Genomic DNA, 17,905 nt, shown 5'->3' with positions numbered 1-17,905 from the left:
CGGCAAGTGGGCCTATACCCGGCGCATCACCAGATACGCGATTTTGAAGGTTCACATGCTCGGCATCGGAAATTTGGCTAAACTGGTCTTTGGCACGCCCAATGACCGTAAAGTGAAAGCGGCTCGTCCCATCGTTGCGCAGGTCAATGCGCTTGAGCCGAAGTTCAAGGACATGTCCGACGCCGATCTGATTGGCAAGACGCGCGAGCTGCAGGGCCGCGCCCAGTCCGGCGAGAACCTGGACACGCTTCTGCCCGAAGCCTTCGCCAACTGCCGCGAGGCTGCGCGCCGCGCCCTTGGCCTGCGCGCCTTCGACACCCAGCTACTGGGCGGCATCTTCCTGCATCAGGGCAATATTGCCGAAATGAAGACCGGTGAGGGCAAGACCCTTGTCGCGACCTTCCCGGCCTATCTGAACGCGCTGGCGGGCAAGGGCGTCCATGTCGTCACCGTCAACGACTATCTGGCCAAGCGCGACGCGCATTGGATGGGCAAGGTCTTTGCGCAGCTGGGCATGACCACGGGCGTCGTCTATCCGTTCCAGGATGATGCCGAAAAGCACGCCGCCTATCGGGCCGACGTCACCTATGCGACCAACAACGAGCTGGGCTTCGACTATCTGCGCGACAATATGAAAGGCTCGATCGACCAGATGGTCCAGCGCGGGCATTTCTTTGCCATCGTGGACGAGGTCGACAGTATCCTCATCGACGAGGCGCGGACGCCGCTGATCATCTCGGGCCCCTCGCAGGACCGGTCCGAGCTTTACAAGGCACTGGATCACTATATCCCGCAGCTGTCGGAAGAGCATTACAAGCTGGACGAAAAGTCCCGCAACGCCACCTTCACCGAGGATGGCAACGAATTCCTTGAACAGATCCTGCAGAAGGCGGGCGTGCTGCCGGAAGGCCAGACGCTTTATGACCCGGAATCGACGACCATCGTCCACCATGTCAACCAGGCGCTGCGGGCGCACAAGCTGTTCCAGCGCGACCAGCATTACATCGTGCGCGATGACGAGATCGTCCTGATCGACGAATTTACCGGCCGGATGATGGCTGGGCGCCGCCTGTCGGACGGTCTGCATCAGGCCATCGAGGCCAAGGAAGGCGTGAAGATCCAGCCCGAGAACGTGACGCTGGCCTCGGTCACCTTCCAGAACTATTTCCGCCTTTACGCGAAACTGTCGGGCATGACCGGCACCGCCGCGACCGAGGCCGAGGAATTCGCCGAAATCTACAAGCTGGGCGTGGTCGAGGTTCCGACCAACCGCCCCGTGCAGCGGATCGACGAACACGACCGCGTCTATCGCACCGCCGCCGAGAAATACACCGCCGTCATCGAGGCGATCAAAGAGGCGCAGGAGCGCGGCCAGCCGCTGCTGGTCGGCACCACCTCGATCGAGAAATCCGAGATGCTGTCGCAGATGCTGAAGCAGGCGGGCATCCCCCATAACGTGCTGAACGCGCGCGAGCATGAGCGGGAAGCCCAGATCGTCGCCGATGCGGGCAAGATGGGCGCGGTGACGATTGCGACCAACATGGCCGGTCGCGGCACCGACATTCAGCTGGGCGGCAACGTCGAGATGAAGGTGATGGAGGAACTCGCCAAGAACCCCGAGGCGCATCCCGACGAGGTGCGCGCCCAGGTCGAGGCCGAGGTCGAAGCCGCCAAGAAAAAAGTTCAGGCGGCGGGTGGCCTCTTCGTTCTGGCCACCGAGCGTCACGAAAGCCGCCGCATCGACAACCAGCTGCGCGGCCGCTCGGGCCGTCAGGGCGACCCCGGCCGCTCGCTGTTCTTCCTGTCGCTGGAAGACGACCTGATGCGCATCTTCGGCTCGGAACGTCTCGACAAGGTCCTGTCGACGCTGGGCATGAAGGAAGGCGAGGCCATTGTTCACCCCTGGGTCAACAAGTCGCTGGAGCGCGCGCAGGCGAAGGTCGAGGGCCGCAACTTCGACATCCGCAAGCAACTGCTGAAATTCGATGACGTGATGAACGACCAGCGCAAGGCGATCTTCAGCCAGCGCCTTGAGATCATGCAGACCGAGGAAGTGGGCGAGATCACCCGCGACATGCGCGATCAGGTGATCGAGGATCTGATCGACGAGCATCTGCCGCCGCGCAGCTATGCGGAGCAGTGGAACACTGCGGGCCTGAAGGCGCAGCTGATCGAGAAGCTGAACATGGACCTGCCCGTCGCCGACTGGGCGGCAGAGGACGGCGTCGACCACGAGACGATGAAAGAGCGCATCGAACAGGCCGTCGACGCCTATATGGACCAGAAGGCCGAGCAATTCGGCCCGGAAAACATGCGTCAGATCGAAAAGCAGATCCTGCTGCAGCAGATCGACGGCAAATGGCGCGAGCATCTGGTGACGCTGGAGCATCTGCGCAGCGTCGTGGGCTTCCGTGGCTATGCGCAACGCGACCCGCTGTCGGAATACAAGACCGAGGGCTTCCAGCTGTTCGAGAACATGCTGGACGGTCTGCGCGTCGACGTGACCCAGCAGCTGGCTCGCATCCGTCCGCTGACCGATGAAGAGCGCGAGCAGATGATCCGCGACTATCAGGCGCAGCAGGCCCAGACCGAGCGCGCCATGCAGCCCGAGCATGAGGAAGCCGATGGCGGCGAGGCGACCTCGCGCGCGCCGGGCTTTGACGAGAACGATCCCTCGACCTGGGGCAACCCGTCGCGCAACGACCCCTGCCCCTGCGGCTCGGGCGAGAAGTTCAAGCACTGCCATGGGCGACTGGCCTGAGCTTCGGTTCTGAATGGGTTTGAATCAGGGGGCTGCGGCCCCCTTTTTCGTGCCTGACGGGCGGGGGTTGCGACTCGCCGCGCTGTTTTATGGGTATTTGGGCAACGGAGAAATTGCCGGGGGCAGGTCCTAGTCGGGGACCAGCTTGTAGCCGGTGCCGCGCACGGTTTGCAGGTAGCGGGGTTCGCGCGGATCGGGCTCGATCTTGCGGCGCAGGCGCGTGATCTGGACGTCGATGGCGCGTTCGGAGTTTTCGCCGCCGTCCTCGGCGGGCGAGCGGCCCAGATCCTCGATCAGCTCGGTGCGGCTGACGGGTTGGCCGGCGGAATCGGCCAGGCGTTTGATCAGCGCCTGCTCGGTCCCGGTCAGGCGGATCTGGTTTTCGCCCTGCCAAAGCTCGCTTTTGCCCGCGTCATAGCGCATCGGGCCGAAGGTCAGGATCTTGGTCGCGCGCGCTTCGGCACTTGGCATGCGGCGCAGGATCGCGGCGATCCGGAGCAGGAGTTCACGCGGCTCGAAGGGTTTGGCAAGGTAGTCGTCGGCCCCGCTTTCAAGGCCGCTGATGCGATCCTCGATTTCGCCCTTGGCGGTCAGCAGCAGGATCGGCGTCGTCATCTGGCCGCGCAGGTCCCGGGTCAGCGAGATGCCGTCTTCGCCCGGCATCATGATGTCGAGGACGATCAGGTCAAAGTCGAGCCCACCCAGCAGGCGGCGGGCATGCGCGGCGTCGCGCGCGGTGGTCACCAGATAGTCGTTGCGCATGAGGAAGCGGCGCAGCAGGCTGCGGATGCGTTCGTCATCATCCACGACAAGGATATGGGCGGCGGGCTGGCTGTTGGCGCTCATGGTGTGTCGGGCAGGTCGCGGAAGGCGCGGTACTGGCGCAGCATGTCACGGTCCATCATCGCCTCCAGCACCTGCCGGAAGCCTGCGACCGCCTGCGGCCCGGCGGTGCGGAAGGCGGTCCTGAGGCGGGCGCGCTGAGTCTCGGAGAGCTTGCGCTCAAGCGCGGTACCGCTGTCGGTCAGGTAGAGCTGCCGCTCGCGCCGGTCGCGGCGGCCGACGCGGCTGTCGACCAGCCCGTCCTCGATCAGGGTGCGCAGCACGCGGTTGAGCGACTGTTTCGTCACCCCCAGCACATCCAGCAGCGCCGTGACCGTCAGCCCCGGATCGCGGTGGATGAAATGCAGCGCGCGGTGATGCGCCCGGCCATAATCCATTTCGGCCAGAATCAGATCGGGGTCCGAGGTGAAGGCCCGATAGGCGAAATACATCGCCTCGATCCCGCGACGGATCTGGTCGTCGGTGAGAAACAGAAGCGCCTCGCCGCCGGGGGCCGTCATTGCAATCTTGTCCTGCATGCCTGACCACTCATGCCTTTCTTCTATTGCATAGGACTTATTACGTCAGGTGTGTTGACTTTCCAATCATCAAAAGATAGCGCTGACCCCAAGTTGCGCAACTTTCTATTCGATACTTGTCAGGACGGCGCAACTTTATGAAATTCGGGACCGGCTGGAGGGAATGATGGCAGGCTCATACGACGATCGTGACGGCAAGATCTGGATGGATGGCGAGCTGCTGGACTGGCGCGACGCCAAGGTACACATTCTGACGCATGCCCTGCATTACGCCAGCTCGGTCTTTGAAGGCGAGCGCTGCTATAGCGGCAAGATCTTCAAGGGCCATGAGCATTCGCTGCGCCTGATCGAGTCGGCGCGCCTGCTGGACATGAAATCGCCCTATACCGCCGAGCAGATCGACGAGGCGAAGCGCCAGGTTCTGGACGCGAACGGCTTCAAGGACGCCTATGTCCGCGCGGTGATGTGGCGCGGCTCGGGCGATGACATGGGCGTTTCGGCCCGCAAGAACCCGGTCCGCATGGCCGTCGCCGCCTGGGAATGGGGCAGCTATTACGGCGATGCCAAATGGCAGGGCGCGAAGCTGGATATCGCGAAATGGAAGCGTCCCAGCCCCGAGACCATTCCCGTCGCCGCCAAGGCTGCCGGTCTTTACATGATCTGCACCATGTCCAAGCATGCGGCCGAGGAAAAGGGTTGCTCGGATGCGCTGTTCATGGATTATCGCGGCTATGTCGCCGAGGCGACCGGCGCGAACGTCTTCTTCATCAAGGATGGCGAAGTCCACACGCCGCTGGCCGACGCCTTCCTGAACGGCATCACCCGCCAGACGATCATCCAGCTTCTGAAGGATCAGGGCACGGTCGTGCATGAGCGTCACATCATGCCGGAAGAGGTCTCGGGCTTCCAGGAATGCTTCCTGACCGGCACGGCGGCCGAGGTGACCCCGGTCGCGCAGATCGGTGACGACTGGCATTTCCAGGTCGGTCCGGTCACGCGCCAGATCGCCGAAGTCTATGAAAAGCTGGTCCGCGAATAAGCGGCCCAGTCTATCGCCAACGAAAAGGCCGCGCAGATTGCGCGGCCTTTTTAGCGGTCAGGTTCCGCCTTAGCGGAGGATCAGGCGCGGTGGCCACGCTCGATCCGTGTGTATTCGGCGACGCGGCGGTCAGCCTCGGGCGTGGTCTTCGTGCTGCGGGCGTGCAGCGCGGCGATCGCCGGGTGAATGTCGCCGGATTCGCGTTCATGTTGCAGGAAGTGGCGCAGGCGACCGGCAGCGGTCGTGCGCGGTTTGTCCGAAAGATGTCTGGTCATCGCGACCTCCCTAGGCAGCCTTGATTCCCGGCGACGCCGCCAGCATCGCATGCAGGGCCGCCGGATCGTCATTGGCGCGAAGCTTGCTGCGCAGATCCTGATCGCGCAGCGTCCGCGACACCAGCGCCAAGGCCTTGAGGTGATCGACCCCCGAGTTCTTGGGCGCCAGCAAAGCAAAGATCAGGTCAACAGGTTGCCGGTCGACGGCATCGAAGTCCAGCGGTTTTTCCAGCCGCAGAAACAGCCCCACGACCTTGTCGAGCCCGTGAAGCCGCGCATGCGGCAGCGCCACGCCATGCCCCACGCCCGTCGGACCAAGGCTTTCCCGCTCTTGCAGGGCGTCCAGCGTCTGGGCGGCATCGACGCCATAGATCTGCCGGGCCTGCTCGGCGATGTCCTGGAACAATCGCTTCTTGCTGGTCGTCTGCGCCACGGTTCTCACTGCGGCGGGAGAAAGAATATCGCTGATCTGCATATCTTCTGAATTGTCCTTGTCCCGGCCGCGGGGCGACCGGGACTTTCAAGAGCATGGCCTTAAAGGTTGGCCGGGCCTAGTTCAAATTGCGCGGATCGATCCAGCCTACATTGCCGTCCTCGCGGCGATAGACCACGTTCACGCCCCCATGCTTTTCATTGCGGAACACCAGCATCGGGCTGCCGGCCAGTTCCATCTGCATCACCGCCTCACCGACCGATACGGTGGGCACTCGTGTCTCCATTTCGGCGATGATCATGGGCTGCGGACCGTTGGCCTGCGTTTCCCACTCATCCTCATCTGCGGCCAGCACATACATGTCGGCTTGCTCGAACGCAACAGGTTCGGCCCGGTCCTTGTAATGGTCTTTCAGGCGGCGCTTGTAGCGGCGCAGCTGTTTGTCCATCCGCTCGCGGCACTGTTCGAACGCGGCATAGATCTCGGTCGAGGCCCCCTTGGCCTGCACGGTCAGCCCGGTCGAAAGATGCACCACCGAGTCACAGATGAATTCATGCGCATTGCGGGAAAAAATCACCGTCGCGTCGGTCGGGCGCTGAGAGTACTTTTCCACTGTCTCGCCAAGATGGTCTTTGACATGCGTGGAAAGAGCGTCACCGACGTCGATCTGTTTTCCACTGATCTGATAGCGCATGTTGAACCGTCCTTTCGGTTGTCCGGTCTCGTCGCGCCATTCCGGCCGCAACGTCCGGTTCATTCCAGCGGCATAACGAACCGCCATACCCCAATTTGGTGACAGCCGGACGCTTCTGTCAACGGGGGCGAAGGCCCTGCGGCCAATCAGTTCATGCGGAAACCTTCGCCCAGATACACCTGCCGGACCTGCGGGTCGGCAACGATATCGGCGGTCGAGCCGGACTTGAGCACGCGGCCATCGTGCAAAATATAGGCGCGGTCCACGATTTCCAGCGTTTCCCGTACGTTATGGTCGGTGATGAGGACACCGATGCCGCGTGATTTGAGGTCATGGACAAGGCCGCGAATTTCGTTGACGGCGATGGGATCGACACCCGCGAAAGGTTCGTCCAGCAGAAGATAGGACGGATTTGACGCAAGGCAGCGGGCGATTTCGGCCCGGCGCCGCTCACCGCCCGACAGCGCCATGGCCGAGGCGTGCCGAATATGCCCGATCGAGAAATCGCCCAGCAGTTCTTCCAGCCGTTCGCGCCGGTGATGGCTGTCACGGCAGACCAGTTCCAGCACAGCCATGATGTTCTGTTCGACCGTCAGGCCGCGAAAGATCGACATCTCTTGCGGCAGATAGCCGATGCCCATGCGGGCGCGCTGAAACATCGGCAACGAGGTCGCGTCCTGCCCGTCGATCGACACCAGACCCGCATCCGCGTTCACCAGGCCCGCGATGCAGTAAAAACAGGTGGTTTTGCCCGAACCGTTCGGCCCCAGCAGCGCCACGACCTCTCCCCGGCCCAGATCGACCGAGACGTCGTGGATGATCGGGCGGTTGCGATAGGATTTGCGCAGGCCCCGGACGCGCAGCCCCCCGGTCTCGGCCGGGCTGGCGCTTTCCGGCTGCTCCAACGGGCCGTCCATCATTGGCCCCCGGGCTGCAGGACGCTGCGCACCCGGCCCGAGACATTGGCCGTCCCGGTCGCAAGGTTCACCTCGACGCGTTCGCCGGACATGACATTCTGCCCCTGGGTCAGCAGCACATTGCCGGTCAGGACCACATTTCCGGACGCAACGTCATAATCGGCTTTCTCGGCCTCGGCCGCGTCATCGCCTGCGGCAAGCGTCACATTGCCCGTGGCCTCCAGCGCGGTGATCCGGCGCGCATCCGCGCCGCCATAGACGACAGCAACCTTGTCGGCCGCCAGACGCATCGTCCCCTGCCCCACCAGCACCTTGCCCGAGAAAATGGCCTTCCCCGTCGCCTGATCAACCGACAGGTTGTCGGCGGTCACCTCGACCGGCAGTTTCACGTCCTGAGCATTGCCGAAGCCCCGTTCCTGCGCATGGGCAAGGCCCGCCGCAAGAAACGCGACCAGAAGACCCGTCGAACACAACCGTTCAATGCGTTTCATCGTGACTCCTGTACAGCGGCGACGGCCCCGGCAACGCCGGCGGATGGGGCGATTGGGGTGGGCATCATGGGCGATATATCAGACGAACTCCGCCATTCAAATCAAGAACGTGATTGCCGCCTTCGGTCGGGCGCAGATCCATGCGACCGGCGGTCAGCTCGCCAAAGGGGGCGGTCACGTTCACTTCCTGATCGGCGGAAAGGGTGCCTTCGCGCAGCCCGGCCAGAAATTCGGGCGCGGTGACGGTCCAGCCATCCTCGGTGGTCAGGCGGACATCGCCGGTCAGGCGGACGTCATCGCCCTGCATCTGCGCCTTTCCGGCATCCAGATTGGCCTTGCGGCCTTCAGGGCTGGTCAGCGTCATCCGCACCGCATCGATGCTTTCCAGCGCGCCGGAGGCGTTCGGCTTGGCGCGTTCGGCCGTCAGCGTCACCTCGGACCCGTTCGGCGTCACCCCGGCGTAATTCGGCGCGGTCACGGCCGAGTTCTGCGCCAGTTCCTGCGGATCGACATCGGCATAGGGGATGGTGCTGCCCGGCTCGGGCTTGCGGCCCAGCAGGAACAGGACCGACAGAAGCACCAGCGCCGCAAGCGGCATCACCACGCGCAACCAGGCCACGATGCGCGAGCGTGTCACCATGGCTTAGACCATACCTGCGCGAAGGCAGTCGTGGATATGGATGATGCCCACCGGACGCGCGTTCTTGTCGACGGCAAAGAGGCTGGTGATCTTGCTGCCCTGCATCTGCTCCAGCGCGGCCTCGGCCAGTGCATCGGGCGAGATGGTGCGCGGCGCGCGCGTCATCACCGAGGCCGCGTCCAGATCCAGCAGCCCCTGCATGTGACGCCGCAGGTCGCCGTCGGTGATGATCCCGCTCAGATGGCCGCGCGGATCCAGGACGCCGGTGACGCCAAAGCCCTTCTGGCTGATCGTCAGAAGCGCGTCGGTCATCGGCGTCGCCTCGCTGACCAGCGGCATGTCGGCATGCATCAGATCGCCGACCCGCGACAGTTTCGCGCCCAGCTTGCCGCCGGGGTGGAAGGTGCGGAAATGTTCGGGCGTGAACTGGCGGTGCTCCATCAGCGCAATCGCCAGCGCATCGCCAAGCGCCATGGTCATGGTGGTCGAGGTGGTGGGCACGATGCCATTGCCGCAGGCCTCGGCGGCGGCGGGCAGCACCAGCGCCACGTCCGACTGGCGCAGCAGGGTCGACTCGGCGCGGCTCGCCACGCCGATCAGCGGGATGGCGAAGCGGCGCGTGTGGGCCACGATATCGGCGATCTCGGGCGTCTCACCCGAGTTCGACAGCACCAGCACCGCATCGCTTTTCGTCACCATGCCCAGATCGCCATGGCTGGCCTCTGCGGGGTGGACGAATTGCGCGGGCGTCCCGGTCGAGGCGAGTGTCGCCGCAATCTTGCGCCCCACATGGCCCGACTTGCCCATGCCCGAGACGATCACCCGGCCCTTCACGGCCAGCATGATCTCGACCGCACGGTCGAAATTCTCTCCCAGAGAGCCTGCAAGCTGTTGCAGACCCGCCATCTCGGTCTCGATCACGCGGCGCGCGGTGTTCAGATATTCGCTCATGTCGGGTATCTAGTGCCTGAAGATATCGTTTTCATCCCCCCAGCCCATCAGGTCCAGATGGGCGCGGGCGGGCAGGAAGTCAAAGCAGGCCTGCGCAAGGCCCATGCGGCCCTCGCGCTGCAGACGCTCCTCAAGCTGGGCCTTCAGCGCATGCAGGTGCAAAACGTCCGAGGCGGCATATTCCAGCTGCGCATCCGACAGGACCGGGGTGCCCCAGTCGCTGGTCTGCTGCTGTTTCGAGATATCGACGCCAACCAGTTCCGAGAGCAGATATTTCAGCCCATGCCGGTCGGTGAAGGTGCGCACCATCTTCGAGGCGATCTTGGTGCACCAGACCGGCGCCGTGACCACGCCAAAGGCCGATTCCAGCGCCGCAATGTCAAAGCGGCCAAAGTGGAAGAGCTTCAGCACCGCCGGATCGGTCAGCATGCGCGTCAGATTGGGCGCGCTGCGCTGGTCCTTGGCGATCTGGACCAGATGCGCCGAGCCATCGCCCGAGGACAGCTGCACCAGGCACAGCCGGTCGCGGCGCGGGTCAAGGCCCATGGTTTCGGTGTCGATGGCGACGACGGGGCCCAGATCCAGATCGTCGGGCAGGTCATTTTGGTAAAGATGGATGCTCATCTGCGGGCTCCGATCCTGATTTCAGGCTTGTGTTGTCAATCCTCTAAACCGTTTTGGCAATCTGCCGCCAGCCCCCGTGCAAGGACCGCCGCCGCAACCGGCGGATTGCCGGTCACGCGCGTGCGGCCGCCCGCCCTGCGATCGCCCTACCGGCAAGGCTTCGCCTAACGCGCCCGGCCCCCGTGTCGCATCGGCCTGCGCCGGGGTATTCAGGTAGCGCCGCCCCCGGGAAGGCAGGCGGTGTGTGATTTCGTTATCGATCATCAAACGAGTTTCTTGCCATGCCCTATACTCCCCGAGATACATATTTCCGTTTCCAGACCTATCTTTCGGGTCGCTATGACCTTGGCCCCCACAGCCCCAACGGCATGACGCCCTGGCTGAACGTGCAGGATGTCTGGGATGATTACCGGGGGCGCGGCGTCAATGTCGCCGTCTTCGGCTATCCCGATGCCGATCACTGGGACCTGCGCGCGAATTACAACTTCGCCGGTCGCCCGACGCTGAACCCGCCGAATGCGCATCTGTCGTCAAACGGCCTTGCGACCGCTCTGGCGGGCACCATCGCCGCCGATGACAATGGCCGCGGTCTGGTGGGCGTCGCCCCCGATTCCCGCGTCGCGGGCTATGGCCAGTTCATGGGGAACGGCATCCGGCTCTTGGATGCCGATGTGGTCGTCGCGCGCACCGACACTGTGCGCTTCGGTGCGACGCATCTGGACGCGGCGGCCGTGACCGCCGGACGCGACGGCAAGGGCAGCGTCGTGGTGCTGGAGAACGCGCCCGGCAACAGCATCTCGATCAACCTTGACGGCAGCCAGTTCGGCAACGCGGGCTCGCGCCATGCGGTGGTGGTGAACGCGCTCTCGGTCGAGGGGGTGATCGGCTATGGCAGCATGGAAAACGAGATGACGCTGACCTCGGTGCTGGCCGATACGGCCAGCTATATCCATGGCTCGACCGGGGTGATCACCGATCCGTGGGATCCGAACAAATGGCAATTCGACCCCTCGATCTGGTCGAATGCGAATGACGCCATCGCGACGCTGGTGCTGGACGATCTGGGCGCCATCGGGCGGGTCGGGGCGAACAGCGGATCTTTCGGGCTGCTTCCGCCGCTGATCAACCGGCTTTACGGCACGCCCATCACCGATCTGAACAGCGGGGCGATGACCACCACCTTCAACAGCGGTCAGGAATCGGCCATCGTCGCGGGCGTCGTGGCCCTGATGCTTGAGGCGAACCCGAACCTTGGCTGGCGCGATGTGCAGACGATCCTGTCGCATGCCTCGGTCTGGCACAAGGGACGCGGCATCGCGCCCGACCTGACCGGCGCGCTGGACTATATCGAGCGGCAGTCGGTCAACAACGCCACCACCCATAACGGCGGCGGCTTCGCCTTCTCGCGCGATCTGGGCTTTGGCACGCTGGACGCCTTCCAGGCCGTGCGTCTGGCCGAGACCTGGCGCGGCACCCAGAGCAGCCAGAACGAGGTCAACCTCAGCGTCGGCGGCGGGACCAATATCGGCCGCCGCATTCAGGTGCATGACAATGGCGCGCTGACCGGACCCGAGCCGGTGGTGGCGCGGCTGAACCTCAACATCGCCCGCGACATCGACATCGAGTCGCTGGACCTGCGGCTGGACCTGCATGTCCTGCAGCGCGTCGAAGAGGTCTGGGGCACCTTCTGGGGCGGGCTGGCTGCCGCCATCGACGTCACGCTGATTTCTCCCGACGGGACGCGCTGGCATGTGCGGCAGGGCGGCGGCTCGGACGCGACCGACATCGTCCATGGCACGCCCCCCGGTCCGAATGCCACACAGGCGCAGCTCAACGCCTATTGGGGCGATTTCGACGGTAGCTGGTCGACCCGCCGCTTTGCCGGGGAAAGCGCGCAGGGTCAGTGGCAGATCGAGCTGCGCAGCCGCGCCGAACAGCCGGGCCTGATGGATATTCTGGTGCAGGCGCTGCGCCTGACCGTCCATGGCGCGGGCGAGACCTCGGCCGACACCTATGTCTTCAACGACGATTTCCGCCGCACCAATCGCGGCGCAGACGGCACCATCAATCTGGGCAATGACCGGGTGATCCGCGACTGGCAGGGCGACAATATCGTCAACGCCTCGGCCATGGGGGATGAGACGCTGGTCCTGCATGCGCGGGGTGGCTCGACCTCGACGGCGGACGGCGCGCGGCTTTATTCGCTGGGGGCGGCGACGCGCATCAGCACGCTGATCGCCAGCGACGGGCATGACCGCCTGCACTCGGCCGGGACGCATGGCACGAGGATGGAGGGCGGGCGCGGCAATGACACCTATTACGTCAGCCATTCCATGGATCAGGTGATCGAGCGTGCGGGCCATGGCCGTGACGCGGTCTTCATCGGCACGAACTTCTCGCTGGGTCGCATTCAGGGCCCGGTCGAGATCGTCAAGATGGTGGGCGCGGGCAACTGGGCGCTTTACGGCACCGCCCGCAGCGAGGTGCTGGAGGGCAATGCCGGCAACAACGCCCTGCACGGCGGCGCGGGCCATGACACGCTGATCGGGCGTGCGGGCCGCGACACCATGGTGGGCGGCCTCGGCAATGACATCTATATCACCGATGGCCGCGACCTGATCGTCGAGAAGGTCGGGGAAGGCATCGACACCGTGCAAAGCTGGGCCAGCCTCAACCTGCCCCGCAACATCGAAAACATCGTGCTGCTGGGCACCGCCAATATCAGCGCCACCGGCAATGCGATGGACAACCGCATCACCGGGAACGCGGGCAACAACTGGCTGACCGGAGGCGGCGGGCGCGACACGATGATCGGCGGGCGCGGCAATGACACCTATCTGACCGACGGCAATGACATCATCATCGAGGGCGCAGGCGGCGGCTTCGACACGGTGCGCAGCTCGGGCAGCTTCCGCCTGCCTGCGCATGTCGAGAACCTGATCCTGACCGGGGCCGCAAACACCACAGCCACCGGCAATGCGATGAGCAATTTCATCGCCGGGAACTCGGGGAACAACTGGCTGAACGGTCTGGGGGGAAATGACACGCTGCGGGGCGGCGCGGGGGCCGATCACTTCGTCTTCGGCGCGGGGCGTACGCTGGTCGCGGATTTCCAGAACAACATCGACACGCTGCACATCAACAATGACCTGTGGGGCGGTCGCGCGCTGACCCCGCAGCAGGTTCTGGCGCAGTTCGGAGAGATCCAGAATGGTCGCGCCGTGCTGGATTTCGGCCATGGCAATGTGCTGACCGTCAACGGCGTCAACAGCCTGAACATACTGATCGACGATCTGGTCGTCTTCTGATGCGGTGAAGGGCGCAGCGCCGCGAAGGCGCTGCGCTGGCCGTCAGCCCTTGCGGCTGGCGATGAACATCGGGCCGCCGCGCCAGCGCGGGAAGCCATAGCCGTGGATCTCGACCAGATCGATGTCCGAAGGCTGATGCGCGATGCCCTCGTCCAGAATGGCCTGCCCCTCGGCGGCCATCTGCGCGACCAGATGATCGGCGATCTCCTCCAGCGACATGGCGGCGCCCGTGCCGATGCGCTCGCCCAAGAGGCCCGTCACCGTGGCAGAGGGGCGCGGCTTGCGGTCGCCCTCGGCATAGTCATACCAGCCGCCGCCGGTCTTCTGGCCCTTGCGGCCTGCGGTGACCAGTACATCGCCCAGCGTCTCGGGGACGTCCTGCCCTGCGGCACGCGCGCCTTCGCGCTGCAGCCAAGCGATGTCGAGCCCGCCCAGATCCTGCGCCTCGAACGGGCCCATCGCCATGCCGAAGCCGCGCATCGCCGCGTCCACATCGGCAATCGCCACACCCTTGCGGACCAGATCCTCGGCCGCCGCGCGATAGCGCTTGAGGATGCGGTTGCCGATGAATCCTTCGCAGATGCCCGCCTGCACCGGGATCTTGCCCAGCGTCTTGGCCAGCGCGAAACCGGTCGCCAGCGTTTGGGCCGAGGTCTCCGGCACCGGCACGATTTCCAGAAGCTTCATCACATTGGCCGGACTGAAGAAATGCAGCCCGATGAAACGCCCGGGGTTCGAGACGCCCTCCGCAATGTCGCGCGGGTCCAGATACGAGGTGTTCGTCGCCAGAATCGCATCGGCGCGGCAATGGCGGTCCAGCGCGGCAAAGACCTCGCGCTTGACGCCAATCTCTTCGAAGACGGCCTCGATCACCATGTCCACATCGGCCAGCGCCGCGTAATCGGTGGTGCCGGTCACGCCTTGCATGCGGGCCTCGGCCTGCGCCTCGGTCAGCTTGCCGCGCTTGACGCCGCCGTCGACGATCTTGCGCAGGTTCGCAAGACCGCGCGCCACGGCCTCATCATCGCGTTCGATCAGGGTGACGGGCAGGCCCGCGTCGCGCAGCGCGGCGATGATGCCCGCGCCCATGGTGCCGCCGCCAATGACGGCGACCGATTTCAGCGCCGCAGCCTTGGCATCGCCCAGATGAGCGGGACGCGGCGCGCCGCGTTCGGCAAAGAACACCGCACGCAGCGCCGCCGCCTGATCGGTGCCGCGCAGGTCAAGGAAGGTCTGCCGCTCGTAGGCCATCGCCTCGGCGAAGGGCGCGGTGGCGGCCTTGCGGACCGAGGCCAGCGCGCGCAGGGGCGCGGCTGCGCCCTTCGCGGCCTTGCCAACCGCGGCCTCTTGCGCGGTCCAGAAGTCGTCGCCCGGATCGGCCACCGGGCGCTGCGAGACTGGCAGGGGCAGCGGCTCGCCGAGTGACGCGCGCGCGAATTCGACCGCGCCCGCCAGCAGATCGCCCGCGATCACATCGTCGATCAGCCCCATCTCCAGTGCCTTTTTCGCGCGCACAGGACGACCCGAGGTCACAAGCTCCACCGCCGCAGCCACGCCCGCGACGCGCGGCGTGCGCACGGTGCCGCTGGCACCGGGGATGATGCCAAGGCTGACCTCGGGCAGGCCGACGCTGGCGCTTTCCAGCGCCACGCGGAAGCGACAGCCCAGCGCCACCTCGAACCCGCCGCCAAGGGCCGAGCCATGGATGGCCGCGACCCAGGGTTTCTGCGCGCCCTCGATCCGGTCGACCAGATCGGGCAGATGCGGCGGCTCGGGCGGCTTGCCGAATTCGCGCACATCCGCGCCCGCGATGAAGGTCCGGCCCGCGCAGATCAGCACGACTGCGCGGACCTCGGGGTCCGCATCCAGCGTCGCCACCGCATCCCACAGCGCCTGCCTCAGATCCCGCCCCAGCGCATTGACCGGAGGGTTGTCGACGGTGACGACGGCAATGTCGCCCTGCTTGGAAATGGTGGTGACGCTCATGTCTCAGATCCCCAGATAGGCTTCGCGGATGCGCGGATCGGCGATCAGATCGGCCGCCGTTCCTTCCATGGTGATGCGGCCAGTCTCCATGACATAGCCGCGGTCGGCAATCTTCAGGGCGCCGAAGGCGTTCTGCTCGACCAGCAGAACGGTGACGTTCAGCGCCTTGAGGTTCTTGACCACATCGAAGATCTGCTGGACCAGAATGGGCGCAAGGCCCATCGAGGGTTCATCCAGCAGCAGGCACGAGGGCCGCCCCATCAGCGCGCGTGCGATGGCCAGCATCTGCTGCTGCCCGCCCGACAGGCCGCCCGCCGCCAGATTGCGCTTTTCGCGCAGGATCGGGAACATCTGGAAGGCATCGTCCATGTCCTTCTGGACGCGGTCGTCACTGTAAAGGAACGCGCCCAGACGCAGGTTTTCCTCGACCGTCAGATTGGTGAAGATCTGCCGCCCCTCGGGCGATTGCGACAGGCCCCGCGACAGCCGCCGGAAGGCCGGGACCGTCGTCAGCGGCTCGCCCCTGAAGGTGATCGTCCCGGCCGAGACCGGCTGCACGCCCGACAGGCAGCGCAAGAGCGTGGTCTTGCCCGCACCATTGGCCCCGACGACCGTCACGATCTCGCCCGAGTCGACCGTCAGGTCGATGCCGTGCAGCACCTCGATGCGGCCATAGCGCGACCGCAAGCCCTCAACCGTCAGCATGGGCAGCCTCCGTTCCCAGATAGGCGGCGATGACCGCCGAATTGCGGCTGACCGTGGCCGGGTCGCCCTGCGCGATTTTCTCGCCGTGATCCAGCACGACGATATTGTTCGAGATCCGCATGACCATCTTCATGTCATGTTCGACCAGCAGGATCGCCACGCCCGAGGCCGCGACCTCGGCGATCAGATGGTCGATTTCCTCGGTCTCGACCGCGTTGCAGCCTGCCGCGGGTTCATCCAGCAGCAGGACCTTGGGGCTCAAGGCCAGCGCACGCGCGATCTCCAGCCGCTTGAGCGAGCCGTAAGAGAGGTTCCCCGCCTCGCGCTCGGCCGCGCGGTCCAGATCGACGCGGGCCAGCAGCTTCATCGCGCCTTCGCGCGCCTCGGCCGCCCGGCGGCGCGATGAGGGCAGGTTCAGCAGATCCGCCAGAACCGAGCCGCTTTCCTGCAGATGATAGCCGGCGATGGCGTTTTCCAGCACGCTCATCTGCTGGAAGATCTGCAGGTTCTGGAAGGTCCGCGACATGCCGCGCCGCGCCAGAAGATGCGGCGACATGCCGGTCACATCTTCACCATTCAGGCGCACCTTGCCCGCGCCGGGCATGTAGACGCCCGAGATCATGTTGAAGAGCGTCGTCTTCCCCGCCCCGTTCGGCCCGATGACCGAGACGATCTCGCCGGGGTTCACGCTGAAGCTAACATCGTTGACGGCGCGGAGCCCGCCAAAGGTGATGCCCAGCCCTTCGATTTCCAGAAGTGTCGTCATTCACCCTTCCCCCGGATCAGGCGCAGGATCGAGGGCAGAAGCCCCTCGCGCATGAAGATCATCACCAGCATCATCACCAGCCCCAGCAGGATCTGCTCATATTCGGCAAACACCGTCAGCACCTGCGGCAGCGTGGTCAGGATGGCCGCACCGAAGATCGCGCCCAGAACCGAGCCCGCGCCGCCCAGAACCGCCATGGTCACCATCTCGATCGAGTGCATATAGCCCGCGACATCGGGGGTGATGAACTTGTTCTGCAGCGCCAGCAGCGATCCCGCGACCGAGGCATAGACCGCCGAGATCACGAAGGCCGTCAGCTTCGCCCGTGCCACGTCGATGCCGACCGTGCGGGCGGCAATCTCGGACCCGTGCAGCGCGCGCAACGCCCGGCCCGTGGGGCTGTTGTTGAGGTTCAGCGCCAGCCAAGCGCCAAGGATCAGGAAAATCCCGGTCAGCCCATACCAGAACTGGCCGTTCGACAGGTCGATGCCGATGTCCTTCAGCAGCCCGCGCAGGCCCAGATCCGGCACTTCCATGCCGTCCGGGCCGCCGGTCAGCTGCCCCTCATTGGCCAGCACCATCGACACCAGAATGCCGAAGCCCAGCGTAGCCACGCCCAGATAATAGCCCTTGAGGCGCAGGATCGGCCGCCCGACCAGATAGGCCATCAGCGCCGAGATCGCCGCCCCCAGCACCACCGCCAGCGCAGGATGCAGGCCCAGATGCACCGGCGCCAGCGCGCAGGCATAGGCGCCGATCCCGGCAAAGCCCGCGTGCCCCAGGCTGATCTGCCCGGCATAGCCGATCAGGATCACCATGCCCGTGACCGCCAGCCCGTTGATGAAGATCAGCGAGGCCACGCGGTAGTAATAGTTCGATGGAAAGAAGGCCGGAGAGATCGCGACCACCGCCAGCAGGACCAGAAGCGTCCAGTATTTTTCACCCAGACGCATG

The 17,905-nt window shown here is 65.0% G+C and carries 17 protein-coding genes; 3 read left to right on the top strand and 14 right to left on the bottom strand.

The genetic code is table 11. From position 1 onward, the window contains the following. The first annotated feature begins 55 nt into the window (after positions 1-55). Positions 56-2,761, top strand: a complete 2,706-nt coding sequence (gene secA, locus IQ24_RS06265; protein ID WP_145396952.1) for a preprotein translocase subunit SecA — start codon at positions 56-58, stop codon at positions 2,759-2,761. 129 nt (positions 2,762-2,890) lie between these two features. Here the strand turns inward: secA and IQ24_RS06260 are convergent, their stop codons facing one another. Both IQ24_RS06260 and IQ24_RS06255 read right to left on the bottom strand, forming a co-directional pair. Beyond that, positions 2,891-3,607: a response regulator gene (locus IQ24_RS06260; protein ID WP_145396951.1), complete on the bottom strand. Its 717-nt coding sequence runs from the start codon at positions 3,605-3,607 to the stop codon at positions 2,891-2,893. Then, positions 3,604-4,122, bottom strand: coding sequence for a MarR family winged helix-turn-helix transcriptional regulator (locus IQ24_RS06255; RefSeq protein WP_145396950.1), 519 nt, complete (start codon positions 4,120-4,122; stop codon positions 3,604-3,606). The genes IQ24_RS06260 and IQ24_RS06255 overlap by 4 nt, the downstream gene beginning before the upstream one ends. A gap of 166 nt (positions 4,123-4,288) precedes the next feature. On the opposite strand from IQ24_RS06255, the gene IQ24_RS06250 reads away from it, so the two are divergent. Beyond that, a complete protein-coding gene (locus tag IQ24_RS06250) occupies positions 4,289-5,161 on the top strand; it encodes a branched-chain amino acid aminotransferase (protein WP_145396949.1) in 873 nt (290 codons plus the stop codon). 80 nt (positions 5,162-5,241) lie between these two features. On the opposite strand, the gene IQ24_RS06245 is transcribed toward IQ24_RS06250, so the two are convergent. From IQ24_RS06245 to IQ24_RS06210, 8 genes are all read right to left on the bottom strand, one after another. Further along, positions 5,242-5,436, bottom strand: coding sequence for a hypothetical protein (locus IQ24_RS06245; protein ID WP_145396948.1), 195 nt, complete (start codon positions 5,434-5,436; stop codon positions 5,242-5,244). Positions 5,437-5,446: 10 nt separating this feature from the next. After that, on the bottom strand, positions 5,447-5,911 hold the full coding sequence (locus tag IQ24_RS06240) for a PTS sugar transporter subunit IIA (RefSeq protein WP_145396947.1): 465 nt from the start codon (positions 5,909-5,911) through the stop codon (positions 5,447-5,449). A 76-nt stretch (positions 5,912-5,987) separates the two neighbouring features. Further along, positions 5,988-6,563 carry a ribosome hibernation-promoting factor, HPF/YfiA family gene (gene hpf, locus IQ24_RS06235; protein WP_145396946.1) on the bottom strand — a complete coding sequence of 192 codons (576 nt, stop codon included), beginning with the start codon at positions 6,561-6,563 and terminating at the stop codon, positions 5,988-5,990. Positions 6,564-6,709: 146 nt separating this feature from the next. After that, a complete protein-coding gene (gene lptB, locus IQ24_RS06230; protein ID WP_145396945.1) occupies positions 6,710-7,480 on the bottom strand; it encodes an LPS export ABC transporter ATP-binding protein in 771 nt (256 codons plus the stop codon). Further along, positions 7,480-7,971, bottom strand: coding sequence for a lipopolysaccharide transport periplasmic protein LptA (gene lptA, locus IQ24_RS06225; RefSeq protein ID WP_145396944.1), 492 nt, complete (start codon positions 7,969-7,971; stop codon positions 7,480-7,482). Before lptA ends, lptB begins: the two co-directional genes overlap by 1 nt. Positions 7,972-8,035: 64 nt before the next feature. After that, a complete protein-coding gene (gene lptC, locus IQ24_RS06220; protein ID WP_145396943.1) occupies positions 8,036-8,611 on the bottom strand; it encodes an LPS export ABC transporter periplasmic protein LptC in 576 nt (191 codons plus the stop codon). 3 nt (positions 8,612-8,614) lie between these two features. Continuing rightward, positions 8,615-9,562, bottom strand: a complete 948-nt coding sequence (locus IQ24_RS06215) for a KpsF/GutQ family sugar-phosphate isomerase (protein ID WP_145396942.1) — start codon at positions 9,560-9,562, stop codon at positions 8,615-8,617. Between the two features lie 9 nt (positions 9,563-9,571). Further along, positions 9,572-10,186 carry a ribonuclease D gene (locus tag IQ24_RS06210; RefSeq protein ID WP_145396941.1) on the bottom strand — a complete coding sequence of 205 codons (615 nt, stop codon included), beginning with the start codon at positions 10,184-10,186 and terminating at the stop codon, positions 9,572-9,574. Between the two features lie 281 nt (positions 10,187-10,467). Here IQ24_RS06210 and IQ24_RS06205 point away from each other — a divergent pair, with 281 nt between their 5' ends. Continuing rightward, on the top strand, positions 10,468-13,494 hold the full coding sequence (locus tag IQ24_RS06205) for a S8 family serine peptidase (protein WP_145396940.1): 3,027 nt from the start codon (positions 10,468-10,470) through the stop codon (positions 13,492-13,494). A gap of 42 nt (positions 13,495-13,536) precedes the next feature. On the opposite strand, the gene IQ24_RS06200 is transcribed toward IQ24_RS06205, so the two are convergent. The 4 genes from IQ24_RS06200 to IQ24_RS06185 are packed head-to-tail and all read right to left on the bottom strand — an operon-like array spanning position 13,537 to position 17,904. Next, positions 13,537-15,480 (bottom strand): 3-hydroxyacyl-CoA dehydrogenase NAD-binding domain-containing protein, encoded by a 1,944-nt coding sequence (locus IQ24_RS06200; RefSeq protein WP_145396939.1) that lies wholly within the window; start codon positions 15,478-15,480, stop codon positions 13,537-13,539. 3 nt (positions 15,481-15,483) lie between these two features. Then, positions 15,484-16,185: an ABC transporter ATP-binding protein gene (locus IQ24_RS06195; protein ID WP_145396938.1), complete on the bottom strand. Its 702-nt coding sequence runs from the start codon at positions 16,183-16,185 to the stop codon at positions 15,484-15,486. Further along, entirely contained in the window at positions 16,172-16,951 is a 780-nt protein-coding gene (locus IQ24_RS06190; protein ID WP_145396937.1) for an ABC transporter ATP-binding protein, read from the bottom strand. The genes IQ24_RS06195 and IQ24_RS06190 overlap by 14 nt, the downstream gene beginning before the upstream one ends. Further along, entirely contained in the window at positions 16,948-17,904 is a 957-nt protein-coding gene (locus IQ24_RS06185) for a branched-chain amino acid ABC transporter permease (protein ID WP_145396936.1), read from the bottom strand. Before IQ24_RS06185 ends, IQ24_RS06190 begins: the two co-directional genes overlap by 4 nt. Between the last annotated feature and the right edge of the window lies 1 nt (position 17,905).

This window comes from Paracoccus sulfuroxidans, assembly GCF_007830335.1.
In the GTDB taxonomy this organism is placed as follows: Bacteria; Pseudomonadota; Alphaproteobacteria; order Rhodobacterales; family Rhodobacteraceae; genus Paracoccus; species Paracoccus sulfuroxidans.
This window is presented reverse-complemented; position numbering and strand designations above follow the sequence as displayed.

Bases quoted from the DNA above. Each gene is read 5' to 3' on its own strand.
- IQ24_RS06215 (WP_145396942.1), bottom strand. From the start codon at position 9,562: ATGAGCGAATATCTGAACACCGCGCGCCGCGTGATCGAGACCGAGATG.
- lptA (WP_145396944.1), bottom strand. From the start codon at position 7,971: ATGAAACGCATTGAACGGTTGTGTTCGACGGGTCTTCTGGTCGCGTTT.
- IQ24_RS06190 (WP_145396937.1), bottom strand. From the start codon at position 16,951: ATGACGACACTTCTGGAAATCGAAGGGCTGGGCATCACCTTTGGCGGG.
- IQ24_RS06250 (WP_145396949.1), top strand. From the start codon at position 4,289: ATGGCAGGCTCATACGACGATCGTGACGGCAAGATCTGGATGGATGGC.
- IQ24_RS06240 (WP_145396947.1), bottom strand. From the start codon at position 5,911: ATGCAGATCAGCGATATTCTTTCTCCCGCCGCAGTGAGAACCGTGGCG.
- IQ24_RS06185 (WP_145396936.1), bottom strand. From the start codon at position 17,904: ATGCGTCTGGGTGAAAAATACTGGACGCTTCTGGTCCTGCTGGCGGTG.
- lptB (WP_145396945.1), bottom strand. From the start codon at position 7,480: ATGGACGGCCCGTTGGAGCAGCCGGAAAGCGCCAGCCCGGCCGAGACC.
- IQ24_RS06200 (WP_145396939.1), bottom strand. From the start codon at position 15,480: ATGAGCGTCACCACCATTTCCAAGCAGGGCGACATTGCCGTCGTCACC.
- IQ24_RS06255 (WP_145396950.1), bottom strand. From the start codon at position 4,122: ATGCAGGACAAGATTGCAATGACGGCCCCCGGCGGCGAGGCGCTTCTG.
- IQ24_RS06195 (WP_145396938.1), bottom strand. From the start codon at position 16,185: ATGCTGACGGTTGAGGGCTTGCGGTCGCGCTATGGCCGCATCGAGGTG.
- hpf (WP_145396946.1), bottom strand. From the start codon at position 6,563: ATGCGCTATCAGATCAGTGGAAAACAGATCGACGTCGGTGACGCTCTT.
- secA (WP_145396952.1), top strand. From the start codon at position 56: ATGCTCGGCATCGGAAATTTGGCTAAACTGGTCTTTGGCACGCCCAAT.
- lptC (WP_145396943.1), bottom strand. From the start codon at position 8,611: ATGGTGACACGCTCGCGCATCGTGGCCTGGTTGCGCGTGGTGATGCCG.
- IQ24_RS06260 (WP_145396951.1), bottom strand. From the start codon at position 3,607: ATGAGCGCCAACAGCCAGCCCGCCGCCCATATCCTTGTCGTGGATGAT.
- IQ24_RS06205 (WP_145396940.1), top strand. From the start codon at position 10,468: ATGCCCTATACTCCCCGAGATACATATTTCCGTTTCCAGACCTATCTT.
- IQ24_RS06245 (WP_145396948.1), bottom strand. From the start codon at position 5,436: ATGACCAGACATCTTTCGGACAAACCGCGCACGACCGCTGCCGGTCGC.
- IQ24_RS06210 (WP_145396941.1), bottom strand. From the start codon at position 10,186: ATGAGCATCCATCTTTACCAAAATGACCTGCCCGACGATCTGGATCTG.